Here is a 25930-nt window from a genome sequence, read left to right as displayed (position 1 = left end):
GGGCACAGGAGGCGGTGCCCGGCATGACCCGGCCGGAAGGCCGGGTAAGGCGTGGGCACACGTGTCGTCACATTGATCAAACGGAAAGGGAGTTACGCGTTTGAAAACGTTCAAGTCAAAATTCGTGAAGATGGCAGCCGTCGTCGCATTGGCGGCCGGCATCACGAACCCGGTTCTGGCCGAAGACAGCAAGACGCTGCCGATCGCCGCGCAGATGTACACACTACGCAACGCGGGATCACTTGAGGAGCAGCTTGCCATCCTCAACCGCGCCGGCGTTTCGGCAGTCGAAACGGTGGATATGCAGAAGGTCAGCGCCAGCGAACTGAACGCGCTTCTGGAAAAGCACAAGATCAAGGTCATTTCCTCGCATGTGCCGATCGACAAGCTGCGCGGTAACCTCGATGAGGTCATCACCGAACAGAAAGCCGTCGGCAATCCCGTCGTGACCGTGCCGTTCCTGAAGCCGGAAGACCGCCCGAAGGACGCCGCAGGCTGGACCGCCTTCGGTAAGGAACTTGGTGGTTATGCCGACAAGCTATCCACGGCAGGCCTCTCCATGGCCTATCACAACCATGACTTCGAGATGGTCAAATTCGACGGCAAGACGGCGCTTGAACTGCTGCTCGACGCGGCAGGCCCGAAGCTGCAGGCCGAAGTCGATGTCGCCTGGGTGGCGCGCAGCGGCAATGATCCGGCCGAATTCCTCGGTACCTTGAAGGGCAAGGTTTTCGCCATCCACGCCAAGGACAATGCACCGGCCGGCACGGCGGAAAACGAGCGCGGCTTCGCCACACTCGGCACCGGCACGCTCGACTGGAAAACGATCCTGCCGGCGGCAAAACAGGCCGGCGCAAAATGGTTCATCCTTGAGCACGATCTTCCGCTCGATGCCGAAGCGGTCGTGACCAAGGGCAACGCGTTCCTGAGCGAACACCTGCCGACCATTCAGTAAACACTGCCAGTAAACCAGAACCGCTCCCCGGCGGCCGGTTTCGCCGGGGCGCATGAGGTTCGACAGACGCATATGCATTTTCCGACGCATCGCGACGGGAAGCGCTTTGTCTCGTCGTTTTTCCACGTCACATCGGAGGAGTTATCATGGCAAACAATCATTATGATGCGATTGTTGTCGGCTCGGGCATTAGCGGAGGCTGGGCCGCAAAGGAACTCACGCAAAAGGGCCTGAAGGTCCTGATGCTGGAGCGCGGCCGCAATATCGAGCACGTCACCGACTATCAGAATGCGGACAAGGAAGCCTGGGATTACCCCCACCGCAACCGCGCCACGCAGGAGATGAAGGCGAAATATCCCGTCCTCAGCCGCGATTACCTGCTGGAAGAGGCAACGCTCGGCATGTGGGCCGATGAGCAGGAAACGCCCTATGTCGAGGAAAAGCGCTTCGACTGGTTCCGTGGCTATCATGTCGGCGGCCGCTCGCTGCTCTGGGGCCGCCAGACCTATCGCTGGTCGCAGACGGATTTCGAAGCCAATGCAAAGGAAGGCATCGCCGTCGACTGGCCGATCCGCTATGAAGACGTCTCTCCATGGTATGATTATGTTGAGCGTTTCGCCGGCATTTCCGGCAGCCGCGAGGGGCTGGATATTCTCCCTGATGGCGAATTCCTGCCGCCCATTCCGCTCAATTTCGTGGAGCAGGATGTGGCGAGCCGGCTGAAGAAAGCCTTCAGGGGCACGCGCCACCTCATCAATTCGCGCTGCGCCAACATCACCCAGGAACTTCCCGATCAGGAGCGCACGCGCTGTCAGTTCCGCAACAAGTGTCGTCTGGGCTGTCCTTTCGGCGGCTATTTCAGCACGCAGGCATCGACCCTGCCTGCGGCGGTCGCCACCGGCAATCTTACGCTCAGGCCTTTCTCCATCGTCAAGGAAATCTTGTACGACAAGGACAAGAAGAAGGCGCGTGGCGTCGAGATCATCGATGCAGAAACCAACCTCACCTATGAATATACCGCCGACATCATCTTCCTGAATGCCTCGACGCTGAACTCGACATGGGTGCTGATGAACTCGGCTACAGACGTCTGGGAAGGCGGACTTGGAAGCAGCTCGGGCGAACTCGGCCATAACGTGATGGACCACCATTTCCGCATGGGCGCCACCGGCCAGGTGGAAGGTTTCGAGGACTTCTACTTCAAAGGCCGCCGCCCGGCGGGCTTCTACATTCCGCGCTTCCGCAATACCGGCGACGACAAGCGCAAATATCTGCGCGGTTTCGGGTATCAGGGCTCGGCCAGCCGTTCGCGCTGGGAGCGGGAAATCGCCGAACTCAATATCGGTGCCGATTACAAGGAGGCGCTGACAGAGCCCGGTGGCTGGACCATCGGCATGACCGCCTTCGGCGAAATGCTGCCCTATCATGAGAACCGCGTGAAACTGGATCAAGACAAGAAGGACAAATGGGGCCTGCCGGTCCTGTCGATGAATGTCGAGATGAAGCAGAACGAACTCGACATGCGCGAAGACATGGTCAATGACGCCGTCGAGATGTTCGAGGCGGTCGGCATCAAGAACGTCAAGCCTTCGCGGGGCAGTTACGCCCCCGGCATGGGCATTCATGAAATGGGAACGGCCCGCATGGGACGCGACCCGAAAACCTCCGTCCTCAACGGCAACAACCAGGTCTGGGATGCGCCCAATGTCTTCGTGACTGACGGCGCCTGCATGACCTCGGCCTCCTGCGTCAACCCGTCTCTGACCTACATGGCGCTGACGGCGCGTGCGGCCGATTTTGCCGTTTCCGAACGCAAGAAGGGGAATCTGTGATGAACAGACGCGAACTGCTGAAACTGATAGCCATTGCCACCGGCCTTCCGCTGATCGGCGCGGATGTTCTGACGGCTGCGGAAAACGCTGCCAAGCCCGCCAGCGCAGCCCATGTCTTTACCCCGGAGGAAATCCGCTTTCTGGATGAGGTGGCCGAAACCATCATTCCCCGCACCTCCACGCCGGGGGCGAAGGATGCCGAAGTGGGTGCATTCATGGCCGTCTATGCGGCCGACTGCTACACCGACGAACAGCGGACACTCTTTCTCTCGGCAATTTCCGACATCGAGAAGCGCAGTCAGGCCGAACACAAGAAGGCCTTTCTTGAGCTGACGGCAGAACAACGGCAGGCGCTGCTTTCGGCGCTGGACAAGCAGGCCAAGGCGGAACAGACACCGGCAAAGCCGCATGCCTTCACGCTCGTCAAGCAATTGACGCTACTCGGCTTCTTCACCTCGAAGATCGGGGCCACGGAAGTTCTCGTCTACGACGAGATTCCCGGTGGTTTCGAAGACCGCGTTCCCTACAAGAAGGGCACGCCCGCCTGGGGCACGACCTGAGGAGAATTGTCGGCCCGTCCGCGTTTGCGGGCGGGCCGCATTCATGCGGCAAGACAAGGATGACATGATGCGCAATATATCAATCATCGCGGCGGCAATGCTGACCGCAGGCGCCATTCCCGCTCTCTCGGAGGGCGATGTTGCCAAGGGGGAGGCGGTCTTCAAGCGCTGTTCCGCCTGCCACGCCATCGGCGAGGGCGCGAAAAACCGGGTCGGCCCGCAGCTTAACGGCATCATCGGCCGTGCAGCGGGCGGCGCGCCTGACTATACTTACTCGGCTGCGATGAAAAAAGCGGGTGAGGACGGTCTTGTCTGGACACCCGAAGAATTGCGGGATTTCATCAGCGCGCCCAAAAAGAAAATACCCGGAAACAAGATGGCGCTGGCCGGCATCAGCAAGCCGGAAGATCTGGACAATCTCATCGCCTATATCGAAAGCGCGGCTTCCAAGCCCGCTGAATGAGAGCGGCGGGACAGACGGGTCGAGGCGCGGCCCTTGGCGAAGGCCGGCGGCATGGCGACAGGCACCTGCGCGCTACACCTGGCTTGCTTCGCCTTCCGCCAGCTGGGCAAGGCCCGGCAGGTTGCAGACCAGAAGCTTTTGTCGCCCACCCTGCACCAGTCCCTTGGACTCCCAGCTGGAAAGGATGCGCGAGACCGTGTGCAGCGTCGTGCCGGTCATCTCGGCAATATCCTGCCGCGAGATCGGGAAGTCGATACGGATGCCGTCTTCCTCCTTGCGGCCCGCCTGCTGCGAAAGGCGCAGCACGGCATGGGCCACCCGGCGCTCCACTTCCTGCGTCGACATTTCGCGGATGCGCGTATGGGCTTCCTCCAGACGCTGGCCGATCGTCTGCATGGCGGAAACGGCAAGATGCGGGTTCTGTTCGACGAATTGCGGCCAGAGGTCCGTCTGCCACGACAGGATGACGCTTTCGGCTGCCGTCGTGGCGGTGCCGGGATAATCGGACCGTTGCAGCGCTCTTGCGAAACCGAAGAGATCACCGGGATGCACCACGCGCACGATGATCTGCTGGCCGTCATGCGTCACCTGTGTCACCTTCAGGCGGCCGTGGATAAGCAGGAAGAAATGCGTTGCCGACTGGCCCTGCTCGAAAATGGCTTCGCCCGGCGGCACCAGCCGGGATGTGGCGTGGGTCAGCAGTCCGTCCAGCTCATCGTCGGCCATCTTGGCAAACAAGGCCAGCGACCGGATGACGCTTCGGTCAATCTTCACTTGCACCCTCTCCGGTGATCGGACGATCCTCAAGGTGATTGCAGTGGCAATCGAGGATCGGCCTTTTCTGTATTGTCAGCATACAGCACTATCACCGGCGGCAGAAGATCAAATGATATGAATCAAGCACTTGTTTTAATTGACGATTGTCAGGAAAATATGGCAGTGGCACGAAGCTTTTCGAGAAGCGGCGCGTACCAGCGTGTGTCTCTCACGAGCCTGAACCCGAGATTATCAGGCGGTACGCCAACGGCGCAGCCGCCGCTTTTCGGGTTTTTGACAAAGGCGCTCATCGCCGCCCGATGTTTTCCCGAAGCGACGGGAATGCCGCAGGAGGCGACGCTATCGATCGCCTCACCATCCTTGCCGAGCGTCACGCGGTGGCTGCAGCTGGACGTCCATTCCCAGACATTGCCGCCGAAATCGGCAAGGCCATATTCGTTTTCGCCGAAGCTGCCATAGGATTGCGGAACGGGGTTGCCCGAGGCCTTGCGGCTGGTCTGCCGCTCGTAATCCGCCAGCCAGCGCAAAGCCGGGTTTTCACTGTCCGCGGCGATACCCAGCGTCTCATCCGGGAAAAGCGAGCCGGCGGCAAAGGCAAGTTCGGCGTCGCTCGGCAGGCGCCAGACCTCGCCTGTCCGCTCGCTCAGCCACTGTGCATAGGCGCGGGCGTCGTCCTGGCTGATACCGGTTGCCGGTATCTCGCTGCCGACTGGAGCGGCAAAGCCGGGTTCCGGCTGCTGGCAGCCGCCTTCCGCCACGCAGCGCGCATAATCCGCGCTCGATACCTGATATTTCATGATCGTCAGACTTTGCCGCATCGCCACGTCGACCATCGGCCCATCGACGGCATAACCATTGCGGAAATATTCGCCCTCCGCCCGGTAGGTGAAATGTCCGGCGGGCACTGTAACGACCTGTGGAGCCATCATGGCCGCGCGGTCATCAATGCCGCTGCGGATGATCCCGGACTGGAAACCGATGGCCGTTGCCAGCAGCGTTGCAATCGAGAGCGGGAGAAGAAGCGAGACGGCATTTGGGAGGTGGCTGTTGCCGGGAATGCCCATGGGAACCTGCCTGCGTCGAGAAGACGCCAAAGTTCGGGCCTGCTTTCAGGCCGCATAGCAGAAGGGGGAGCGCGCCGCGACCGCTGGCGGCGGCGCGCTCCCGTTTGTGTCAGATGCTCGATGGGGCGAGCACCGCCTGCATCAGGCTGTTGTTCCATTCACCGGTAACCTTGAAGTGAGCGGCTGCACCCAGCTCGAAAGCTTCGATGAGGTTGTGGTTGACATAAGCGTAGATGCCGGGCTGCTCGAAGGTATAGAAGGCCGCACCCGCCGTGCCGCCAGGAATGAACCAGGTTTCCTGGTCGAGATCCGGCGGGTTGCGGAACTTGCCCGTCGCCCAGACATAATCGCCATGGCCGCCGATGAGGTGCGGACGGGTATCACGGTTTGCCTGCGAATGGACGATCAGCACCTTCTCGCCAACGGCGGCCTGAAGGGCGTGTTCCCCGGTCAGGGCGCCGACTGCGCCGTTGAAGACGATATGGGTCGGCGTCAGCTTGCGCATCACCTCCAGCGTGTCGGCCATGGCATCGCCGGCGCTTTCATATTTCTTGAAATTGCCGTTCTCGTCGCGAGGGATGTAGAAGTCCTGCTCGCCGACATAATAGATCTTGTCGTAAACAAGCTCCTTGCCGTGGCCGTCCGTCAGGCCCTCGCGCGGCAGCACCATGATCGCGCCATTCATGCCCGAGGTGACGTGCCACGGCACCATGCCGGGAGGTGCGCAGTGATAGACGAAGACGCCGGCCTTGGTGGCCTTGAAGCGCAGGATCGCCTTTTCACCGGGGTTGACGATGGTGAGCCCGCCGCCGCCGAGCGCGCCGGTGGCCGAGTGGAAATCGATATTGTGCTGCAGCTCATTGGTATCGGGGTTGATGAGGGTCAGTTCGACATAGTCGTCCTGGTGCACCACCATCAAGGGGCCGGGAACCGAACCGTTGAAGGTCATGGCGTGGACCTCGGTGCCCTTGTCATCGAGGATCATCTTCTGCTCTTTGATCGTGAGCGTGAACTCGACGATCTTCGGTCCGCCTTCGGCTTTCTGCGTGTGGGCGTGCACGAAGGGCGGTTTGACGAGATCAACTTTTACGCGAGGAAGCGCTGCAATCTCAGCGCTCGTCAATGGCTTGGCTGCGGCTTTCTTTTCCTCTGCCGCGCTCGCTGCCGATGGGATGATCATGGGGGCTACAGCCCCTGCAAATGCTGCGCCTGCGAGAATATTACGCCGTGTGATGTGGAAGGTTTCCGTCATCATTCTTCTCCTATCCCTCTTGGGGCAGAGCATGTTTCGCTCTGTCACAGCATTTGTAGCGGAGGGGCGGAAATACAATTTGAGATGGAGCAAACTTCGCTTTCGGCACCCTGCGACATTTTGGCAGGCGGCTGAAGGCCGGTGTGGAAGCGTCGCACCGCCTCTTTGCCTGTTCGCAAAGAAGCCGGACGGGCTTGCGTCTAGACATATGTCAAGACCAAGCAAGGAGCATTATAATGAGTGGCAGCGAAACCGTTCTCACCCAAGGGCGCAGCCGGCCAAAGGGCGGCATTCCAAGAGGGCTGGCGCGCACCGGCCCGGTTATCTTTTCTTACGGCTTCCGGCCGTTTTTCCTCGGCGGCGCCCTGTGGGCCATCGTGGCGATGGTGTTGTGGATCGCAGCCCTTTCGGGCTTCATCGACCTCGGCGGGGATTACGGCGCACCGAACTGGCATGCCCATGAGATGCTGTTCGGCTTCGCTTCGGCGGTGCTGGCCGGCTTTCTTTTGACGGCCGTGCCGAACTGGACGGGGCGGCTGCCGGTATCGGGCAAACCCTTGGTCGGGCTGTTTGCGCTCTGGTGCGCCGGCCGGCTTTTCCTGCTTGTGCCGGACCAGGTGGGCGTGGTCACCGCCGCAGCCGTGGACGGGCTTTTCCTGCCGGCACTTCTGGCGATCTGCGCGCGCGAGGTCATTGCCGGGCGAAAATGGAAGGACCTGAAGGTGCTGGGCGGGCTGCTGGCGCTTTCCGTTGCCAATATCATATTCCACGTTGCGGCGATTGGGGGCGATCATAGCCAGATCGCGACCCGCCTTGCGGTCTCGGCCTATACCGTGCTTGTCATCATCGTCGGCGGCCGCATCGTGCCGAGTTTTACCCGCAACTGGCTGAACCGCTTCGGCCGCACGGATTTCCCCGTGCCCTATAACGGCTTCGATACCGCCGCCATCCTCACCGGCATCGCTGCGCTTGCTGTCTGGACGATAGAACCCGAGAGCATCGTGGCGGTGCCAACGGCGCTTCTGGCGGCGTTCATGCACGCCGTGCGTCTGATCCGCTGGCGCGGCTGGACGACATGGCCGGAGCAGGTGCTGGTGGTGCTGCATGTGGCCTACGCCTTCATTCCCGTCGGTTTCATTACCATGGCGCTGGCGGCTCTTGACGTCATGGATACACGCTCCGTCCTGCATGTCTTCACCGTCGGCGTTATCGGCTGCATGATGCTTGCGGTGATGACGAGAGCAAGCCTTGGCCATACCGGACGCAAGCTCGCGGCCAGCAGGGTCACCATTGCCGCCTATGCGGCGCTGATCGCCTGCGCGCTGCTGAGACCGGCAGCCGAGTTCTTCCCCGGCGCGATGATGCATCTCTACGCTTGCTCGGCGCTCTTCTGGATCGTGGGTTTCGGTCTCTTCTGCATTGAATATGGGCCGATCCTGATGCGTGAGCGCAAACCGCTGAAAGCCTAGATTGCTTGCGATACTGCCAAAAACGAACCGCCCCGAAGGTAACTTCCGGGGCGGTTCGGTTTCGGGGATTTGATATCCGGCTTAATGCGCGCCGACGCCGGCGCGGATGAAGATGCGGAACGCCGTGCGCGCCTCGTCGAAATTGCCGGCCCATTGATGGCCCCGGGCCAGAAGTTCCGGGTAAAGGAAAGTCGGCTCCTGCGGCATCAGCACGAAGATCACGGCACCCGGCGGAAGACGGTCGAGTGCGGCAAGCGTGCGGCTCGTCTGGCCTTCGGTCGTCTCATCGCTCAGATCGAGATAGATGACCGGATCGGGCCATATCTGCGGCTCCTCGGCATTGCCCGCAAGCGCCGGTGACACGGAAATCTGTTCGGTCTCAGTGGATTGCGGCGTAAACAGCACTTCCCAGTCGCCGCCGCCGATTTCCCTGACCTGATGGTCGAAACCGCGCTCGGCCATCACCTTGAACAGCGGAACGGGCCGGAAGGTGGCGTATAATCGCAGCGCCTCACCGGGAGCAAGCCCGGCCACGGCTTCCATGATGGCCGGAAAGGGCTCGCCGCCGCTCAGCAAAAGCGGCCGGACATCGAGTTCCCTGATCATTTCCGTCATTGCATCACCTCATCTGTCGGCTGGCGGCGGCAAGGGCCATCCGCCAGAGGTCTTTTCACCACACCGCCGGGGCAGGGGTCAATGTTCGGATCCGCAGCAGCATTCGCAGCCGGACATATCGTCCTCGGAACCTTCTGCCTGTTCTTCCAGCCGGCCGATATCGAGACGCCAGACGTCCGGACCCTGTTCGAGATATTCCCAGCCGAACTGGCCGGGGAAATTTGTGGCCAGCTGGTAAAGCAGTGGACGGGGATCGTGATCGCTGGTGATCTGCAGCGATTGCCCCTCATTCAATGCGCTTAGCGCACCGAAAATGCGCGGATGGCGTTCGCGATGCGGTATGATGCGCACATCGATATTGTTTGCGGTTTGGGCTTCGGACATAGGCTGGCTCCACGGCCGCGGATGGAATGATGTCCGGCGGTGCGGCCGACCGACGGACTGGAAAAACCTATCCGCCGGGTGGTCGCGAGACATTGTCGCCGCGCAAACAAACCTGAGATTCGTCAGGTTCGTCTGCGTGACATGCGTCAGCCGGCAAGGCTGCGATAGATTGCCGGCAGCGCCGATGGCAGCTTGGCGATCCTGTTGACGATGGCATAACCGTTCTGGCCGAACATGGCCGGAATATAGGATTGCGCTTTGCTGTCCACCGTTACGCCGAAGACGCTGACGCCCGAGCGTCGCGCCTCGGAGACCGCGCGGCGGCTGTCCTCGATGGCGAAGCGGCCCTCATAGTGGTCGACATCGTTCGGCTTGCCATCCGTCAGCAGCAGAAGCAGCTTGCGGCGCTCCGGCCTTTCACGCAGCTTGGCGCTGGCGTGGCGGATGGCGGGGCCGATGCGGGTGTAGAAGCCGGGTTTCAGCGCCGCGATGCGACGCTCGATAGTGTGGCCCATCGGCTCATCGAAATCCTTCACCGTTTCCACCCGCACCCAGGAACGGCGGCGGGAGGTGAAGGTCAGGATTGAGTGACTGTCGCCGCAGGCGGAAAGCCCGTGGGCAAGCACCAGCAGGGCTTCCTTCTCCACATCGAGCACCCGGCGATTGTCGAACCAGGCATCGGTCGATAGCGACACGTCGACAAGAATAGTCACGGCGAGATCGTGCGCCTGCGGGCGGCTTGCCATATGAATGCGGTCGCTGCCCTGTCCGCCGGCGGCAATATCGCTTCTGGCGCGAACCACGGCGTCAAGATCGAGATCATTGCCGTCAAGCTGGGCGCGCAGCATTTCGTGGCGTGGCCGCAGCACCTCGAATTGCCGCCTGACCCGGCGGATGAGGCTTTTGGTGTCCGGGTCGGGTTCCGGTGCCGCCTCGGCGTCTTTCGCTGGACCGGCGATGACCCGGCAATGATTGGCGAGATAGGTACCGCTGCGATAATCCCATTCGGGATAGGTCAGCTCCGCCGTCAGCGGGGTATGGTTCAGTGCTTCAGGCGGCAGGTCGAGATCGAAGCGGAAGCGGGCGGAAGGCCGTCCCTTTCTTTCACCCAGCGTCATATCGTCAAGCTCGTCCGCCGCACTGCTGTCGGCATCGTCGCTGTCGTCACCCGGCCGGTCGACATTGACCATCTCAGCCATGGCGAGGATTTTTTCGAAACGGTTGAGGATGAAGGGGCTGCGTTCGGTCTGGCGGTTCTCGGCCTTTTCGCGCACGGCGATATGGCGGGTCGCTTCCGCGCCCTGCGGCGCGGCACCCGCTGCCGGCTGGTCCTCGCTTTGCCGGGCATCGGATGTTTCGCGCAGCAGCGTGTCCGGCCATAGCGGCACCGGCAGCATCGGCAGGTAGCGCGGCGGCGCTTTTTCCGGAAGACCGGCGGGTGGCGCATGGCCCTCGATCCCTGCCGCATCGGCGAGCATGGAAAGCACCCGTTGTTCCACCTGCTGCTCCGCCTGCGGCAGCGGCCGTTTCTGCCGCACCGCGAGCATGGCGGCGCAAAGCCGGCGATAACGGGTCTTCATTCCGGGGAAGGCATGGATGACGGCTTTTGCCAGTTCTGCGGCGCGGTCGAGCCGGGCAAGATCGTTGCGAAGCGGGTCGGCGGTCATGACTGGTTCAAGCGGCATCATCGCCATGGCGGCGGCGAGCCAGAGATAGAGATCGCGGTTGAGGCAGCGGTCGGGAAACAGATCGAGCACCGGCGGCAGCATCAGCGTGGCATGATCGCGTCCTGGCTGGGCGAGCTTCTCTTCGCCAAGACCCATGCGCTGGCGCAGCCTCAGCCGGTGGCTGGAAGTGCGGGCGCGGGCCGGGGCGATCTGCACCGCATGTTCACCGCCAAAACCGCGGAAACATATGGCCAGTACGGCCTGCATATCCTCCAGCTTCACGGCATGATCCGGGAAGCGCAGCCATGTGCCGGTTTCGCCGATCAGCCTGTGCCAGGCGCGGCCGACGGTTTCTTCCAGTTCCAGAAAGTCCAGCATGGTTTATCCTCATGGCATCGGACCGGAACGCGCGGGGCCGCGCAATCCGGTGTGGATATCAAAGCGCCTATCGAATGATCGCATCCGCGACTTCATGCAGCGCGGCCTTCACATCGGGCTCGTCAGTCAGCGGTTCGATCATGGTCGCGCGCACGGCCTGACGGGCGGGAAGGCCGGTATCGATGAGGCTGGCGCAATAAACGAGCAGGCGGGTGGAGACGCCTTCTTCCAGATCGTGGCCTTTCAGGCCGCGCAGCCGGTGGGCAAGATCGACGAGCGGCTCGACATCGCGCGCATCCAGCCCGCTTTCATGCGAAACGACGGCGATTTCCTGCTCCTTGGGCAGAAAATCGAATTCAATGGCGACGAAACGCTGGCGGGTGCTGGGTTTCAGGCTCTTTAAAAGGTTCTGGTATCCGGGATTATAGGAAACGACGAGCATGAAGCCCGAGGGTGCTTCCAGCACTTCGCCGGTGCGTTCCAATGGCAGGATGCGGCGATCATCGGTGAGGGGATGCAGCACGACAGCCACATCCTTGCGCGCCTCAACGATCTCGTCGAGGTAACATATGCCGCCTTGGCGCACGGACCTCGTCAGCGGGCCGTCCATCCACACGGTTTCGCCGCCTTTCAGCAGGTAACGGCCGGTCAGATCAGCGGCAGCAAGATCGTCGTGGCACGAAACCGTGGAAAGCGGCAGGCCGAGTTTCGCTGCCATATGGCTGACGAAACGGGTCTTGCCGCAGCCTGTCGGGCCTTTCAGGAGCAGCGGCAATTGCCGCACCCAGGCGCTTTCGAACAGCGTGCATTCATTGCCGAGCGGGGTGTAGAACGGCGTGTCCGGCTGGGGCTGAGGGATCGGACGGAATATCGTGTTCATGGTAGTCTCCATGTTTGTTGATAAGGAACCGGCTCTCCGGGGGAAAAGGAGAGCCGGTCCGTTTCTCATTCGGCGGGCTGCACGAGGCGGGCAACGTCGCCCTGTTTCTGCTTGCCCGGCACCAGGATTGCCCAGATGAACATGACCGCCGAAATGAGAACCGCGAAACCAGAACCGAGACGGATCCAGTAGAAGATCGCCAGCTGGTCCTGCACATCCATGAAGCTTTCGCCCATGACCCGCTGAAGCTGGATCTGCACCACGCCGGCGAATGTCAGCGCGAAGGTCATCACCGACATGGCCGTGCACATGACCCAGAAGCTCGTCATCGAAAGCCACTGATTATAGGGCGCACGTTTCTTCATTTCGGGAATGGCATAGGCCATCATCGCAAGGTTCAGCATCACATAGGCGCCGAAGAAGGCGAGGTGCCCGTGAGCGGCGGTAAGCTGCGTGCCGTGGGTGTAATAGTTCACCGAAGACAGCGTGTGCAGGAAGCCCCAGACGCCGGCGCCGAAGAAGGCCATGACCGAGCAGCCGATCGACCACAGAAGCGCGGCGCGGTTCTCATGTTTGCGGCCGGCCTTCCAGGTCATGACGAAGGTGAAGATGACCATGGTGAAGAAAGGGGCCACTTCCAGCGTCGAGAACAGCGAGCCGATCCATTGCCAGTAACCCGGTGCGCCGATCCAGTAATAATGGTGGCCGGTGCCGAGAATGCCCGAGAACAGGGCAAGGCCGACGATGACATAGAGCCATTTTTCCACCACTTCGCGGTCGATGCCGTTGAGCTTGATCATCAGGAAGGCGAGGATCGACGCCATGATCAGTTCCCACACGCCTTCCACCCACAGATGAATGACGTACCACCAGTACATCTTGTCGAGCGCCAGGTTGATGGGGTTGTAAAAGGCGAAGAGGAAGAAGATCGCCAGACCCCAGAGGCCGAAGAGCAGGATGTTGATGACGGTGGTCTTGCGGCCCTTCAGCGCCGTCATGGTGATGTTGAACAGGAACATCAAAACGACAAGCACGATGCCGACCTTGATGGCGAAGGGCTGTTCGAGGAATTCGCGGCCTTCATGGATGCGGAACATATAACCGACCACGGCAACCGCGGCGGCCACCAGGAAGATCCAGAACTGCGCGATGGCGAGCTTGGGGCTGTAAAGCTCCGTTTCCGTCTCTTCCGGCAGAAGATAGAAGGTCGAGCCCATGAAGCCCATCAACAGCCACACGACCAGCGCATTGGTGTGGATCATGCGCACGATGTTGAAGGGCAGAAGCTCGGAAAGCGTGTTGGGCAGCACGTAGATCGTCGCGGCGATGACGCCGAACAGGATCTGCGCCACGAACAGCCCGATTGCGCCGTAAAAATACAGCATGGCGACTTTTTGCGTCTGATATTTCATCTCGTCATCTCCTTGCCGTCAACCTCAACCCGCATCGTTCGGCGGCCAGTTCTGCGTCTTGATCCGGCTCGTCCATTCGAGGAAGTCGACGAGATCATCGAGTTCCTGTTCGGTGAGATTGAACTGCGGCATCTGGCGCCGGCCCTCGATGCCGGTGGGCTGGGCGGCCATCCAGGCCTTGATGGAATCGCGCGCCGTCTCCTTGTCTTCCACGCCGCCATAGCGCTTCCAGACATTGCCGAGTTCGGGTGCGAAATAGGCGCCTTCGCCGAGCAGCGTGTGACAGTTGATGCAGGAATTTTTCTCCCACACGTGTTTGCCGCGCGCGACGCTTTCCGTCAGCGTGCTTTCATCCGTCGAGGTGGTGCGCATGTAATAATGGCTATGGGCGGTCAGCCCGACGAATATGGCGAAGAAGAAGATGGAGCCGCCGTAAAAGACGTTTCGCGCTCCTGTTTTGGTCAGGCGTTCTGCCATGCCAATGGTCCTTTCCATCCGGAAGACCGCTTATGCGGACTGGCTTGATCGAACCCTCTTGCCGGAATTTGCCGGCAGGCTTCGGATCTCGCACCTTTCTAGCCGCTGGCTGCCGGCGTTCTTTGCCATTTGGCAAACAAGTGGAGAGGTGGTGTGGTCCGCCTTTTCAGAACGACAAAATGCCCTGCAGGAACGCCCGCAAAAGGGCTGCGGCGGCGAAGATTGCGGGCCATGCCAGAAGTGCCGTGCGCAGCAGGCCCCGCTCTTCGCCAAAACCCAGAAAGTCGTCGATGACGCGTCTGGATTTCATGAGCGCGAAAAGCAGCATCAGGCAGGCGGCGGCAACCGGTGGCAGAAGCGCCGCCTTCCACGAGGTGACGACGGCCGTACCGGCGAGAACGAGAATGGCGAGCACTGCGAAACTTCTTGCAAGCTGGCGGGAGGTGCGGTGGATCATGACTGTCAAACCAGATAGACGATGGGAAAAATGACGATCCAGACCAGATCGATGACATGCCACAGCGTCGTCACCAGCGTGATGTTCTCGTTTTTCGGGAAGACCGCGACGAGAAACAGCAGCACGGCCACGAAGACGACATGCAGCAGGTGGAAGCCGGTGAGCAGGAAATAAAGCTCGAAGAACGCGCCATAGGCTGGATCGGACGCGAAGGCGATTTCGGTGGAATATTCATGGAGCTTCACACCGACGAAAGCGAAACCCAGCAGGCCGGTAAGGACAAGCGCCCGCCTTTTGCCCGGCAGCGCGGTGTGGTGGCTGGCCGCGACGGCCGCCTGCCAGCCGCTTGCCAGCAAAACCAGGGTGTTGAAGCCGGCAAGCTGCGGCTGCAGATGTTGGCGCGCGGCGGCGAACGCATCGGGATTGAGTGCGAAGGCAATGATGAAGGCGCCGGTCAGCGCGCCGAAGGCGGCAAGTTCGCTCCAGACCAAAATCCACAAAAGCAGGTTTCCGCTTTCCTCTTCCGTATTTATCGCCATGGCCTCGCCCGTAATTGTAAAACAGCAAGCCACGCTTAGGCGTCCTCAAACCCCGCTTCTTTGCGGTCGGTCAAAGAAGGGAGCGCGCAAAACCCTATTGTCATGACAAAGCGCAACTCTGGAAAATGGAGCTTCCCATGAACGACGCGCAGGTCGGGCTGATTGTCGCAACCCCTATTATCGTTGGCTTTGCGGTGCTGTTGTACCGTATGGGTGTGTTGCAGCGCATGGGCGCGGTTTCCGCCGTACTCGCCTCCGTGGCCATTGCTTCGGTGCTGTTCCTGAACCAGTGAGAAGACAGTCGGATGCTTGAACTTGTCGCCGCTCTTTCGCTTTTTGTGGCGCTGCACTCCATTCCCGCCGTGCCTGCCGTGCGCGGCCGGTTGATCGCGGCCATTGGCCGGCCCGCCTATTTCGGGGCTTATTCCGTGGTCTCGCTTCTGGCGCTGGGCTGGGTGTTTTATGCCGCGCTGTCGGTGGATTATATTCCGCTCTGGGATGTCGCGCCCTGGCAGGCGCATATCACCTTTCTGGCAGCGCCGATTGGTCTGTTTTTCGTGCTGGCCGGTCTTCTCAGCGTCAATCCGCTTTCCATTTCCGTGCGGCAGGGAGATAAACCGGGGGCAATCGTGCGCATCACGCGGCATCCGGTGCTCGTCGGTTTCCTGTTCTGGTCGCTCGGCCATGTCGTGCCGAATGGCGACCTGCGTTCCGTTATTCTCTTCGGTGGCTTTGCGTTGTTTTCCCTTGGGGGAATGGCGATGACGGAAAAACGCGCGCGGAAAAGACTGGGTAATGCATGGAGCGCGGCGGCGGCTAAAAACGCAACGATCCCTTTCGCAGCAATCCTTTCCGGCAAAACGCGCCTCGCCGTGGACGGGCCGATGCTGCTCGCCGCGGTACTGACAGGGTTGACGGTCTGGTGGCTGCTGGCCGGTGGCCATGCCGCGCTCTTTGGCGCGGATCCCATGGCCTATTTCTGATCGCTCACGACGTCTTCACCACATGCGGCTGCCATATCGGCGCCTGCGGTGCGGAGCCGATGCCGAGTTGATCGATGGCGCGGGCGGCGAGTTGATCGACAATATCGAAGACGCTTTGCGGCCTGTTATAAAAGGCCGGCACCGGCGGCATGACGATAGCGCCTGCCTCCGTGACAGTGCACATGTTGCGCAGATGGATGAGATGCAGCGGCGTCTCGCGGGTCATCAACACCAGCTTCCGGCGTTCCTTCAAATGCACATCGGCGGCGCGGGTAAGGAGATTGTCCGAAAGCCCGGTTGCAATGGCCGCGAGCGTTCGCATGGAGCAGGGGGCGATGATCATGCCCGCCGTCGGGAAGGAGCCGCTGGCGATCGCCGCGCCGATATCGTCGATGGCGTGATTGACGCCGGCGAGCGACAACATCCGCCCCAAGGCTTGCGCACCTTCCTCATGCAGCACGGTGCGTCTGGCGGATTGCGACAGGACGAGATGGATTTCGACGTTTTTCATGTCGGCGAGGCGCTCGATGATGCGCAGTGCAATGCCGGCACCCGATGCACCGGTGACGCCGACCACGACACGGCACGGGTTCATGGCCGTTCTCCAAGGCCAAGATCACGCCACATCAGATCCACCTTTGCGATGACGTCAGGTGTCATGGAGAGCACGCGGCCCCATTCGCGCTCCGTCTCCGGCGGCAGCTTGCGGGTGGCGTCCAGACCCATCTTGCCGCCGAGGCCGGCTTTCGGCGAGGCGAAGTCGAGATAATCGATCGGCGTATCGTTGATGATCGTTGTATCGCGCGAGGCGTCGAAACGGGTGGAAAGCGCCCAGACGACATCCGCCCAGCTGCGGACATCAATATCGGGATCAACCAGAATGATGAGCTTCACATAGCTGAACTGCGGCAGCATCGACCACAGACCCATCATCACCCGCTTTGCCTGGCCGGGATAACGCTTGTCGATGGAGGCGACCATGACGCGGTAGGAACAAGCCTCCGGCGGCATCCACAGATCGACGATTTCCGCAAACTGCCTTTTGACGAGCGGCAGGAAAATCTCGAGCATGGCTTCGCCGAGAACCGAGGGCTCATCGGGCGGCCGGCCGGTATAGGTGGAAAGATAGATCGGGTCGCGGCGCGTGGTGATGGCTGACAGCGTCATGACCGGAAAGGCTTCGACCGAATTATAATAGCCGGTATGATCGCCATAGGGGCCTTCGAGTGCCGTTTCCGTTGCTGAGACGGTGCCTTCCAGCACGATCTCGGCATTGGCGGGCACCGGCATCGGCACCGTCAATGCCTTTGCGATGCGGCTTTTCGAGCCGCGCAACAGGCCGGAAAAACCAAGCTCGCTGATATGTTCGGGAAGCGGCATGACGGCGGAAAGAATGGTGGCGGGATCAGTGCCGATGGCGACGGTTACGGGCATATCCAGCCCGCGCGCCTGCCACAGCCGGTGGTGCTGCGCGCCGCCGCGATGCGCCAGCCAGCGCATGATCACCCTGTCCGGCCCCAGCACCTGCATGCGATAGATGCCGACATTGATATCGTCGGGATCATCAGGCGAACGGGTGATGACCAGCGGCCAGGTGATGAGCGGAGCCGGCTCACCCGGCCAGCACCATTGCACCGGCAGGCGGGCAAGATCGACCGCGTCACCCGTCAGTATCTTTTCCTGCACCGGCGCGCGCGAGACGTTGCGTGGCCGCATGGACAGTGCGGCCTTTAGCAAAGGCAGCTTACCCCATGCCTCGGCCATGGATTTTGGCGGCCGTGGCTCGCGCAATTCGGCAAGCTTTTGTCCAAGCGCGGGCAGGCCGCCCGTCTCGAGCCCCAGCCCCCATTCGATGCGCTGCCGCGTGCCGAAGAGATTGGCAAGCAACGGCATGTCCCGTACCTTGCCCTCATGGTCGACGGGTTGTTCGAAAAGCAGGGCCGGCCCGCCATCGGCGAGCACGCGGCGGTGGATTTCGGTGATCTCGTGCAACAGCGAAACCGGCTGGCGGATTCGCCGCAGCTGCCCGCGTTCTTCCAGCAGCCGGATGAAACCGCGCAGATCGGCTGCGTGGGCGGGTTTCGTTTCTGTCTCTTTATCTGTCGGTTCGTCTCTCATGCCGCCTGTTTGCAGGCGGCAAAGCGGCATGTCCTTGCGCTGCCGCAAATGCGGCTTCAGTGCGAGCGAAGATAGTCGGCGAGAACGAGGGCGTGGTTGTGTTCGGTATCGTGGGCGGCATAAAGCAGCGTGATGCGGCCTTCCGCCATCAGCGCCTTCATGCGCGCCACGGCATCGGAATTGGCCGCCAGTTCTTCGTCATAATGCCGGGTGAATTCCGCAAAACGTGACGGCATATGGGAAAAGCTCTTGCGCAATTCGTTGCTGGGCGCGATCTCCTTCAGCCACAGGGAAAGCTTTGCGTCTTCCTTGCGCATGCCGCGTGGCCACAGCCGGTCCACCAGAACGCGTGTGCCGTCGTCGTCGCTGGCGGGTTCGTAGATCCGTTTGATCCTTATATCGGGCATGGCGGCCTCCATTATTCTGCAAGCGAATGATTTATAGCGCCTTTTGCGAATTCGTGCGCGAAAATCACCCTGTCTTTGCGTTCGCTCAAACCGCCACCCGTGCGCCGCGGCTAGGTTGCCGCCCGCAACTGAGCCGACAGGACCCTTCATGAGACCTTTTCCCGCCGCCATCGCCCGCCCACTGAATTTCCTGCCCCTTGCCGTGGTGCAGCGAGCGACGGCGGCGATGCTGGCGCAGATCATGAAACGGCACCCGGATATGTTCGGCCGGCTCGGTGAGCATAACGGCAAGCGCTATGCCTTCCTGCCCGTCGATCTCCCCTTCGCCTTCATGGTTGAACCGGCACGTCCCTCCATCACCGTCAGCCGAAAGGGTCGCTTGCCCAAGGTGGATGCGGCGGTGGAAGGGCCGCTTTTCATGCTGCTGGCACTGATGGAGGGGCGGCAGGATGCCGATGCGCTGTTCTTCTCGCGTGATCTCAGTGTGACCGGCGACATGGAGGCGATGCTGGCGCTGCGCAATGCGCTTGATGACAGCGGCATTGATCTGCCGCGCGATCTCGGTGCATTTGCCGGGCCTTTCGCGCCTGTCGTAACGGGCCTCGCGAACCGCCTGCGCGGCCATGTTCTATCCGAAACACGGGGAGGTGAGGCATGGAACTGATCTGTCCCGCGGGAACGCCCGCTGCCTTCCGCGAGGCCGTGGATGCCGGAGCGGATGCCGTTTATTGCGGCTTTCGCGATGAGACCAATGCCCGCAATTTTCCCGGCCTCAATTTTTCCCGCGAAGAGCTTGCCGAAGCCATTGCCTATGCGAAGAAGCGTGGTGTGCAGACCTTCGTGGCGCTCAACACCTTCATGCGCGCTGGCAATGAGGATATCTGGTATCGCGGCGCGGCCGATGCCGTGAAGGCGGGGGCGGATGCGCTGATCCTCGCCGATTTCGGTCTGATGGCGCATGTGGCGGAAAACCATCCGCAGCAGCGCATCCACGTCTCCGTGCAGGCCTCCGCCTCCAATGCTGACGCTGTGAATTTTCTCGTCGATGCCTTCGGCGCGAAACGCGTGGTGCTGCCGCGCACGCTGACGATTTCCGACATCGCCCGGCTGGCGCGGCAAATCCGCTGCGAGATCGAAATCTTCGTGTTCGGCGGTCTCTGCGTCATGGCGGAGGGGCGCTGCTCGCTCTCGTCTTACGCCACCGGAAAATCACCCAACATGAACGGCGTCTGCTCACCGGCAAGCCATGTGCGTTACCGGCAGGATGGGCGGGAGCTGGTATCGGAACTCGGCGATTACACCATCAACCGCTTTCCGGAAGGCGAGGCGGCGGGTTACCCCACGCTGTGCAAGGGCCGTTTCGAGATTGCCGATGACAAGTCCTATGCCTTCGAGGACCCGGTATCGCTTGACGTGATGGACCAGATCGATGCCTTGCGCGAAGCGGGGGTCAGCGCGCTGAAGATCGAGGGCCGCCAGCGCGGCAAGGCCTATGTGGCGGAAGTGGTGTCCACCCTGCACCGGGCGCTGGCCGCCAGCGCCGAAGAACGGGGACGGCTGCTCTCGCGCCTGCGGCTTTTAAGCGAAGGCCAGCGCACCACCGTCGGTGCTTACGAGAAACGCTGGAGATGATGGCGATGGCAAAAACCGCAAAGGCCACATTGGCGCTTGGCCCGGTGCTTTATCTCTGGCAGGGCGAAAAATGGCGGGATTTTTACTTCCGCATCGCCGATGAGGCGCCCGTCAGTCATGTCTATCTCGGCGAAACCGTCTGTTCCAAACGGTTTCATTTCACCGAGCCGCATCTGGCCGAGGTGATAGAGCGGCTGGAGGGTGCCGGAAAACAGGTGATCCTCTCGACCCTCTCTCTGGTGACGCTGGAGCGGGAAAGCCGCCAGCTGCGCGGCCTGATCGCCGACAGCCTCTATCCGGTCGAGGCGAACGATCTTTCGGCGCTCGGTATGTTGCATGGCACGCCGCATGTCGTCGGGCCGATGGTGAATGTCTATAATGCCGCCACCGCGCGGCTGCTCGCCTCGCGTGGGGCAAGCGCCATCTGCCTGCCGCCGGAACTGCCGGTAACCTCGGTGGAGCGTATCGTGGCGGAGACACCGGATGTGGACTTCGAAATCTTCGCCTTCGGCCGCCTGCCGCTCGCCATTTCCGCGCGCTGCGCCCACGCCCGCGCCAAGGGCAATATCAAGGATAATTGCCAGTTCGTCTGCGGTGACGACCCGGATGGATTGCCGGTGCGCACGCTTGACCGGCAGTCATTTCTGGCGCTGAACGGCGTGCAGACGGTGTCGCACACCTGCCAGTCGCTGCTTGGCGAATTGCAGGATCTGGCCGCCACCGGCATCGCCCGCTTCCGCCTGTCGCCGCAGGATTGCGACATGGTGGCGGTGGCGCAGATCCATGACGATGTTCTGGCCGGCAGGCGGGATGCGGCAGATGGCCTTGCACGTCTCGGGCAAATCTATCCGGACGTGCCTTTTTCCAACGGTTTTCACCACGGGCAGGAGGGGGCCGCCTGGGTCGCCCGTGCCCGCAACACGGCGCATGGGGTGAATGCATGACGATGAACGGGCAAAGTGAGCAAATGCCGTCCGCGGTGGCACCGGGCGGAGCGGATATCGCGGCGGCAATCCATCTGGTGCGCGACATTGTCTTGCAGAGTGCGCTTGATTGCGGCTGCCGCGACAGGGTGCATGAGGCGCTGCGTGAACTCGAGGATTTCGAGCGCCAGCGCAATATCGTCAAGCTTCTGGCCGCCGCCCGCGAGGAGCGGCGCAAGATCGCGCTTTTGACCGAGATGCTCTGCGATTTCGCCGAAGACGACACGGTGGATGAAGGTGTGGTCGAAACCGCAAGCCTGATGTTTCTCGACATCGCCGCCGCCGCCCAGGAAGGCTCGCGCATCCTGCGCGAAGCCCTGTCGCTTAAGACAGGCGAATAGGCGTGGTTTCCGGCGCTGTTTGATCCTGCGCAAAGATCGGGCGCTTGCAAAATGTCATTTCCAGATGGGTGACGTGCCTGTGGCCGGAAGGTGGGCCTTCAGCGGGCGTCACGCGCATCATGGCGCTTCCGGCGCGAACAAGGATCAGGACCATGGCTCATCTCACCCGTCGTCAGGCGCTTTCGGCCCTTTCGGGATTGACGGTCGCGACACTTGCCGCACCGCATATTCTGAAGGCGGAAGCGCCGCTCACCCTTTATGGCCCTCCTGCCGCGCCGTCGGCCGTGCTGGCCCATGCGGTCAAGGGCGGGTTCCTGAAGGATGTCGCGCCGGAGGCCGTCTTCAAGGCCTGGAAAACGCCGGATGAAATGCGCGCCGCCGTCGCCTCCGGTTCCATGGGGGCGGTGGTGATGCCGAGCTACGGCGCCGCCAATCTGCATAATCGCGGCCTCGGTCTCGGGCTGTTGAACGTGCTGACAACGGGCCTGCTTTATATCGTGTCCAAAGACGAGGCGCTGAACTCCCTGCAAGGCCTTTCCGGCAAGACGCTCGCTCTGCCGTTCAAGAACGACATGCCCGATTTCGTGATGCGCCGGCTTGTTACCGAAAACGGCCTGAAGCCCGGCGACATCAAGCTGGAATATGCCGCCTCGCCGCCGGAAGCCGTGCAATTGCTGCTGACGGGCCGGGTGGACGCGGCGCTGCTCAGCGAACCGGCCGCGACCGCCGTGCTCATCAAGGCGAAGTCGTTTTTCATGACCGTTCACCGCACCATCGATATCCAGCGGGAATGGGCAAAGGTGGCGGGCAAGGCCGAAATCCCGCAGGCGGGTCTCGCCCTGACCTCGCAGGTTCAGGAAAAGCTCGGCAAGGCGGGCATTGAAGCTTTGCAGACAGGCATGGAAGCCGCGCTCGCAAGTGCCGTGGCCGATCCGCAGGCTGCGGCGGCGGCCGTCGCCGACGCGCTGGGTTTCCCGTCTGAGATCATTGCCGCTTCCTTCCCGACGAGCCATCTGTGCGCGCTGAAGGCGAGCGCTGCGCGCAGCGATCTCGAGGCTTTTTATGACGAACTCGCCAAGGCCGAGCCGGCCATCATCGGTGGGCGGCGGCCGGATGACGGATTTTATCTGGTGTAGCAGGCATGAACCGCATTCTCGAAAGCCTTGGCTGGACGGGCCGTTACCTTTGGGCGGGCTGGGCCGGGCTTTCCGGTATCTTCTGTTTTCTCGCCGCCTGGCAGGCCGGGCATGAGATTTACGGCTCCTTCATCCTGCCTTCGCCGGGGGAGACCTTTGCTGCGATCGGGATGCTTGCCAGGCGACCGGATTTCCTTGTCATCCTGTCGCAGAGCGCCGTCAGGGCCCTTGCCGGTTTTGCCATTGCCGCTGGCGTCGGCACCGTTGCGGGCCTTCTGGCGGGCTATTCCTTTGCGGCCATGCGGCTGATGAAGCCTGTTGTCACCGTTCTGCTCGGTGTGCCGCCCATCGGCTGGATCGTGCTGGCGCTGATCTGGTTCGGCTCGTCGGGCGGCACGGCCGTCATGACCGTGGTTATCGGCTCGGCGCCGGTCTCCTTCGCCGGCGCGCTGGAAGGTGTCGCCAAGCGGGACCGTCAGCTGGAGGTGATGGCGCAGGCTTTCGGCGCTCGATGGTTCTATCGTCTGCGCACCGTCACCATGCCGCATGTTCTCTCCTACCTCTTCCCGGCCTGGACGACGACGGCCGGAAGCGCGTGGAAAGTGACCGTCATGGCCGAGCTTCTTTCGAATTCCGGCGGCATTGGCGGCGAACTGGCCACCGCACGTGCTCTGTTCGACATCGCGCAGGTCAGCGCCTGGCTTACCATCACGGTCGGCCTTGCGCTGCTGACCGATTACGGCCTGCTGCATCTGCTGCGCGAGGCGCTGGAACGCTGGCGTGCGGCCGGGCTGCCATGGGGTGTCAAACGATGAGCGACCATTCCGCCCTCCGTTTCGAGCAGGTCGGCCACGCCTTTCTCGGCCGCAGCCTGTTCGAGAATTTCGATCTCAGCATCGCGCCGGGGGAAACCGTGGCGCTGCTTGGCCCTTCCGGCAGCGGCAAGACGACGATTTTGCAGATCGCGGCCGGTATCATCGATCCCGTTCGCGGCCGGGTGCATCGCCGATATCGCCGGCAGGGTCTGGTGTTTCAGGAGCCGCGGCTGCTGCCATGGATGACATTGATCGACAATATCGCCTACGGCCTTGCGGCGGCCGGCATGCCGAAACGGCAACGGCGTGAGACTGCGGCACGCTTCGCCTTGGAAGTGGGTCTGGAAGAGACGGATTTCCGCAAATATCCGGTCGAACTTTCCGGCGGCATGCGCCAGCGCGCCGGGGTGGCGCGGGCGCTGGCGGTGGAGCCGGACATGCTGTTTCTGGATGAGCCCTTCAGCGCCGTCGATGTCGGCCTGCGCAGGCATCTGCAGGAGCTTCTGGTGGCCGCCGCCGGAAGGCGCGGTTTTTCCACGCTCCTTGTCACCCATGATCTTCACGAAGCGCTGCTGGTGGCCGACAGGCTGATCGTCTTGTCGGGCGTCGGCGGCCGCGTCATTGCTGCGCATAGGCCCGCCGGTTCGCCGGGCCATCGCATGGCGCGGGCGGTGTTCGATGAAGCGGAACGTCTGGCCGAAACTGCGGCTTTTGCCGAACTGTTTTCGGCAAAGGAGCGGGGCAGATGAAACCGCCGCCGATCCTCTCCGAAGCCCTGCGCCTGTTTTTTCCCCTTGCCGCCCTGCACGGTGCGGTCTGGCCGTTCCTGTGGATCGTCGTTGGTGGTTATGCCCTGCCTTTCGCCGATGCCGTTCCGCCGTCGCAATGGCACGCCCATGAGATGATTTTCGGCACCTATGGCATGGCGCTCGCCGGGTTTCTCGGCTCGGCCGTGCCGGAATGGACGGATACCAAGCCGGCGCAGGGAAGAACGTTGCTATATCTGGCCGTCCTCTGGCTGCCGGGCCGCCTGATCGGTTTCGTGGGGGCCGATGCGTGGAGCCTGCCTGCCGGCTTTTTCGATGTGGCGTTTCTGCTCGCGCTTTCGCTCCTCATCGGCAGGGCCATGCTGGTGCGGCGCACCGGGAAGCATCTGGCATTCCTCGTCTGGCTTTTATTGTTTACGGCCTCGGAAGCGGGCGTGCGTTATGCATGGTGGGCTGGTGATCTGGAACTCGCCGCCCGCTGTCTGGAGGCGGCATTGTGCATATTCACCGTGCTGTTTTCGCTTTCGGCGGCGCGCATCAATGTGGTCGTCATCAACCTAGCACTCGATCCGAGCGGTGAGACCACACCCTATCGGCCGCATCCCGGCCGCCAGCATATGGCCGGGGCCATGGTGACGCTTTACATGGCGGTCAGGCTTGTTCTTCCGGAGAGTGATATTTCCGCCTGGCTGGCGCTTGCGGCCGGTGCCGCGTTTTTCGACCGGCTGGCCGAATGGTTCATCGGCCGCGCCGCCTTCAGGACCGAGGTGCTGCTGCTCGGCGTCGGCAATGCCTTTGCCGGTGCGGGGTTTCTGGCGCTCGGGGCGACGCGGCTCGGTTTTTCCATCACATCCGCCGCAGGCCTGCACCTCTTGTCGGTGGGCGCGCTCGGCTGCGCCATCATGGCCGTATTCATCATCGCCGGTCTTAGGCATACGGGACGTGATCTGACGCACCTGCCCTGGCAGGCGCACATCGCCGCCGCCCTGATGGTGACGGCCGGGCTGATCCGTATCCTGCCCGAATTCGATGTCGCCGCGATCCTGTCGCCCTATCATCACGGTCTCAGTGCAATAGTGTGGGCAGCGAGTTTTGGTGTCTGGTTGCAGGGCTTTCTGCCCTTCCTGCGGGCGCCGGGCACCGACGAGGCGGGAGCCTGCGGATGAGCGCGCAGCTTTCCGCAGCCGTGACGGCAGCGACCTTCGCCCGCTTTCACCCTGTTTGTTTATTTTTTCGGCAAAAGCCCAATAAGAAATCAGTGACTTAGGCTGGCGATATTGATGAATGTTAGTTCTGATAAATAATCAATAAAATCAAGTGGTTGAATATTTTTGCCTTTTGGCTGATGATGTCTCGAACCGAACAGGAAACGCGAATATGCCTAAAATAGTCGCGCCTCAACAAGTGGATGACAAGCCAAGCCGGACGAGGGAGCTCGTGACGTTTGCCGTTCTGGCCTTCGGCATATGGCCCGTTCTGGCGGTTGGATTTGTCGGGGCCTATGGCTTCATCGTCTGGATGTTCCAGATCATTTACGGGCCGCCGGGACCGCCCGGTCATTGAGGGT

The 25930-nt window shown here is 61.7% G+C and carries 30 protein-coding genes; 16 read left to right on the top strand and 14 right to left on the bottom strand.

What is annotated here, in order from left to right; translation table 11 throughout:
• Window positions 1–100: 100 nt before the first annotated feature.
• The 4 genes from N434_RS13890 to N434_RS13875 all read left to right on the top strand — a co-directional run bounded on the left by N434_RS13890 (window position 101) and on the right by N434_RS13875 (window position 3810).
• The gene (locus N434_RS13890; RefSeq protein ID WP_181423973.1) at window positions 101–955 is read left to right on the top strand and encodes a sugar phosphate isomerase/epimerase family protein; all 855 of its coding nucleotides are present in this window, start codon (window positions 101–103) and stop codon (window positions 953–955) included.
• Window positions 956–1101: 146 nt separating this feature from the next.
• The gene (locus N434_RS13885; protein ID WP_110758688.1) at window positions 1102–2787 is read left to right on the top strand and encodes a GMC oxidoreductase; all 1686 of its coding nucleotides are present in this window, start codon (window positions 1102–1104) and stop codon (window positions 2785–2787) included.
• Entirely contained in the window at window positions 2787–3347 is a 561-nt protein-coding gene (locus tag N434_RS13880) for a gluconate 2-dehydrogenase subunit 3 family protein (RefSeq protein ID WP_110758686.1), read from the top strand. Before N434_RS13885 ends, N434_RS13880 begins: the two co-directional genes overlap by 1 nt.
• A 67-nt stretch (window positions 3348–3414) precedes the next feature.
• Window positions 3415–3810, top strand: a complete 396-nt coding sequence (locus tag N434_RS13875; RefSeq protein ID WP_110758900.1) for a c-type cytochrome — start codon at window positions 3415–3417, stop codon at window positions 3808–3810.
• A gap of 72 nt (window positions 3811–3882) precedes the next feature.
• Here N434_RS13875 and N434_RS13870 read toward each other — a convergent pair whose 3' ends face one another.
• The 3 genes from N434_RS13870 to nirK all read right to left on the bottom strand — a co-directional run bounded on the left by N434_RS13870 (window position 3883) and on the right by nirK (window position 6903).
• A complete protein-coding gene (locus tag N434_RS13870; protein WP_065117779.1) occupies window positions 3883–4584 on the bottom strand; it encodes a Crp/Fnr family transcriptional regulator in 702 nt (233 codons plus the stop codon).
• A 149-nt stretch (window positions 4585–4733) separates the two neighbouring features.
• On the bottom strand, window positions 4734–5651 hold the full coding sequence (locus tag N434_RS13865) for an SUMF1/EgtB/PvdO family nonheme iron enzyme (RefSeq protein WP_110758684.1): 918 nt from the start codon (window positions 5649–5651) through the stop codon (window positions 4734–4736).
• A gap of 109 nt (window positions 5652–5760) precedes the next feature.
• Entirely contained in the window at window positions 5761–6903 is a 1143-nt protein-coding gene (gene nirK, locus N434_RS13860) for a copper-containing nitrite reductase (protein WP_110758898.1), read from the bottom strand.
• A 236-nt stretch (window positions 6904–7139) separates the two neighbouring features.
• Between nirK and N434_RS13855 the strand changes: the two genes are divergently transcribed.
• Complete coding sequence (locus N434_RS13855; protein ID WP_110758682.1) at window positions 7140–8372, top strand: NnrS family protein; 1233 nt, start codon at window positions 7140–7142, stop codon at window positions 8370–8372.
• An 81-nt stretch (window positions 8373–8453) separates the two neighbouring features.
• Here N434_RS13855 and N434_RS13850 read toward each other — a convergent pair whose 3' ends face one another.
• From N434_RS13850 to N434_RS13815, 8 genes are all read right to left on the bottom strand, one after another.
• The gene (locus N434_RS13850; protein WP_110758680.1) at window positions 8454–8987 is read right to left on the bottom strand and encodes a DUF2249 domain-containing protein; all 534 of its coding nucleotides are present in this window, start codon (window positions 8985–8987) and stop codon (window positions 8454–8456) included.
• Window positions 8988–9065: 78 nt separating this feature from the next.
• Window positions 9066–9371 (bottom strand): DUF2249 domain-containing protein, encoded by a 306-nt coding sequence (locus tag N434_RS13845; protein ID WP_181423972.1) that lies wholly within the window; start codon window positions 9369–9371, stop codon window positions 9066–9068.
• Between the two features lie 146 nt (window positions 9372–9517).
• Window positions 9518–11416: a nitric oxide reductase activation protein NorD gene (locus N434_RS13840; RefSeq protein WP_110758676.1), complete on the bottom strand. Its 1899-nt coding sequence runs from the start codon at window positions 11414–11416 to the stop codon at window positions 9518–9520.
• Between the two features lie 67 nt (window positions 11417–11483).
• Window positions 11484–12296 (bottom strand): CbbQ/NirQ/NorQ/GpvN family protein, encoded by an 813-nt coding sequence (locus tag N434_RS13835; RefSeq protein WP_080821062.1) that lies wholly within the window; start codon window positions 12294–12296, stop codon window positions 11484–11486.
• 65 nt (window positions 12297–12361) lie between these two features.
• On the bottom strand, window positions 12362–13708 hold the full coding sequence (locus tag N434_RS13830) for a nitric-oxide reductase large subunit (RefSeq protein ID WP_110758675.1): 1347 nt from the start codon (window positions 13706–13708) through the stop codon (window positions 12362–12364).
• A gap of 24 nt (window positions 13709–13732) precedes the next feature.
• Window positions 13733–14185, bottom strand: a complete 453-nt coding sequence (locus N434_RS13825; RefSeq protein WP_046800955.1) for a c-type cytochrome — start codon at window positions 14183–14185, stop codon at window positions 13733–13735.
• Window positions 14186–14351: 166 nt separating this feature from the next.
• Window positions 14352–14642 carry a hypothetical protein gene (locus tag N434_RS13820; RefSeq protein ID WP_181423971.1) on the bottom strand — a complete coding sequence of 97 codons (291 nt, stop codon included), beginning with the start codon at window positions 14640–14642 and terminating at the stop codon, window positions 14352–14354.
• 5 nt (window positions 14643–14647) lie between these two features.
• Window positions 14648–15181, bottom strand: a complete 534-nt coding sequence (locus N434_RS13815; RefSeq protein ID WP_110758671.1) for a cytochrome c oxidase subunit 3 — start codon at window positions 15179–15181, stop codon at window positions 14648–14650.
• A gap of 137 nt (window positions 15182–15318) precedes the next feature.
• On the opposite strand from N434_RS13815, the gene N434_RS13810 reads away from it, so the two are divergent.
• Window positions 15319–15474, top strand: coding sequence for a hypothetical protein (locus N434_RS13810; RefSeq protein WP_022557550.1), 156 nt, complete (start codon window positions 15319–15321; stop codon window positions 15472–15474).
• Window positions 15475–15486: 12 nt separating this feature from the next.
• Window positions 15487–16164 carry an NnrU family protein gene (locus tag N434_RS13805; protein ID WP_110758669.1) on the top strand — a complete coding sequence of 226 codons (678 nt, stop codon included), beginning with the start codon at window positions 15487–15489 and terminating at the stop codon, window positions 16162–16164.
• Between the two features lie 4 nt (window positions 16165–16168).
• Here the strand turns inward: N434_RS13805 and N434_RS13800 are convergent, their stop codons facing one another.
• The 3 genes from N434_RS13800 to N434_RS13790 are packed head-to-tail and all read right to left on the bottom strand — an operon-like array spanning window position 16169 to window position 18689.
• Window positions 16169–16759, bottom strand: coding sequence for a UbiX family flavin prenyltransferase (locus tag N434_RS13800; protein ID WP_110758668.1), 591 nt, complete (start codon window positions 16757–16759; stop codon window positions 16169–16171).
• On the bottom strand, window positions 16756–18282 hold the full coding sequence (locus tag N434_RS13795) for a UbiD family decarboxylase (protein ID WP_181423970.1): 1527 nt from the start codon (window positions 18280–18282) through the stop codon (window positions 16756–16758). Before N434_RS13795 ends, N434_RS13800 begins: the two co-directional genes overlap by 4 nt.
• Window positions 18283–18338: 56 nt before the next feature.
• Window positions 18339–18689 (bottom strand): DUF488 domain-containing protein, encoded by a 351-nt coding sequence (locus tag N434_RS13790; protein ID WP_110758894.1) that lies wholly within the window; start codon window positions 18687–18689, stop codon window positions 18339–18341.
• A gap of 148 nt (window positions 18690–18837) precedes the next feature.
• Between N434_RS13790 and ubiT the strand changes: the two genes are divergently transcribed.
• The 9 genes from ubiT to napE all read left to right on the top strand — a co-directional run bounded on the left by ubiT (window position 18838) and on the right by napE (window position 25926).
• A complete protein-coding gene (gene ubiT / locus N434_RS13785) occupies window positions 18838–19353 on the top strand; it encodes a ubiquinone anaerobic biosynthesis accessory factor UbiT (protein ID WP_110758666.1) in 516 nt (171 codons plus the stop codon).
• Window positions 19344–20321 (top strand): ubiquinone anaerobic biosynthesis protein UbiU, encoded by a 978-nt coding sequence (gene ubiU / locus N434_RS13780; protein ID WP_110758665.1) that lies wholly within the window; start codon window positions 19344–19346, stop codon window positions 20319–20321. The genes ubiT and ubiU overlap by 10 nt, the downstream gene beginning before the upstream one ends.
• 5 nt (window positions 20322–20326) lie before the next feature.
• Window positions 20327–21265, top strand: a complete 939-nt coding sequence (ubiV, locus tag N434_RS13775; RefSeq protein WP_110758893.1) for a ubiquinone anaerobic biosynthesis protein UbiV — start codon at window positions 20327–20329, stop codon at window positions 21263–21265.
• A 23-nt stretch (window positions 21266–21288) separates the two neighbouring features.
• Window positions 21289–21645, top strand: a complete 357-nt coding sequence (locus N434_RS13770) for a hypothetical protein (protein ID WP_236774427.1) — start codon at window positions 21289–21291, stop codon at window positions 21643–21645.
• A gap of 152 nt (window positions 21646–21797) precedes the next feature.
• On the top strand, window positions 21798–22781 hold the full coding sequence (locus N434_RS13765) for an ABC transporter substrate-binding protein (RefSeq protein ID WP_110758468.1): 984 nt from the start codon (window positions 21798–21800) through the stop codon (window positions 22779–22781).
• A 5-nt stretch (window positions 22782–22786) separates the two neighbouring features.
• Window positions 22787–23596, top strand: coding sequence for an ABC transporter permease (locus N434_RS13760; RefSeq protein WP_110758466.1), 810 nt, complete (start codon window positions 22787–22789; stop codon window positions 23594–23596).
• Window positions 23593–24345, top strand: coding sequence for an ATP-binding cassette domain-containing protein (locus N434_RS13755; protein ID WP_110758465.1), 753 nt, complete (start codon window positions 23593–23595; stop codon window positions 24343–24345). The genes N434_RS13760 and N434_RS13755 overlap by 4 nt, the downstream gene beginning before the upstream one ends.
• The gene (locus N434_RS13750) at window positions 24342–25529 is read left to right on the top strand and encodes an NnrS family protein (RefSeq protein ID WP_110758463.1); all 1188 of its coding nucleotides are present in this window, start codon (window positions 24342–24344) and stop codon (window positions 25527–25529) included. The genes N434_RS13755 and N434_RS13750 overlap by 4 nt, the downstream gene beginning before the upstream one ends.
• 211 nt (window positions 25530–25740) lie before the next feature.
• Window positions 25741–25926 carry a periplasmic nitrate reductase, NapE protein gene (gene napE / locus N434_RS13745; protein WP_110758461.1) on the top strand — a complete coding sequence of 62 codons (186 nt, stop codon included), beginning with the start codon at window positions 25741–25743 and terminating at the stop codon, window positions 25924–25926.
• The last annotated feature ends 4 nt before the right edge of the window (window positions 25927–25930 follow it).

Origin of the sequence: Rhizobium sp. UGM030330-04, from assembly GCF_003208455.1 — a bacterium.
GTDB lineage: Bacteria > Pseudomonadota > Alphaproteobacteria > Rhizobiales > Rhizobiaceae > Agrobacterium > Agrobacterium rhizogenes_A.
Note: the sequence above shows the minus strand (reverse complement) of the source record. Positions and strands in the feature narration are given on the sequence as shown.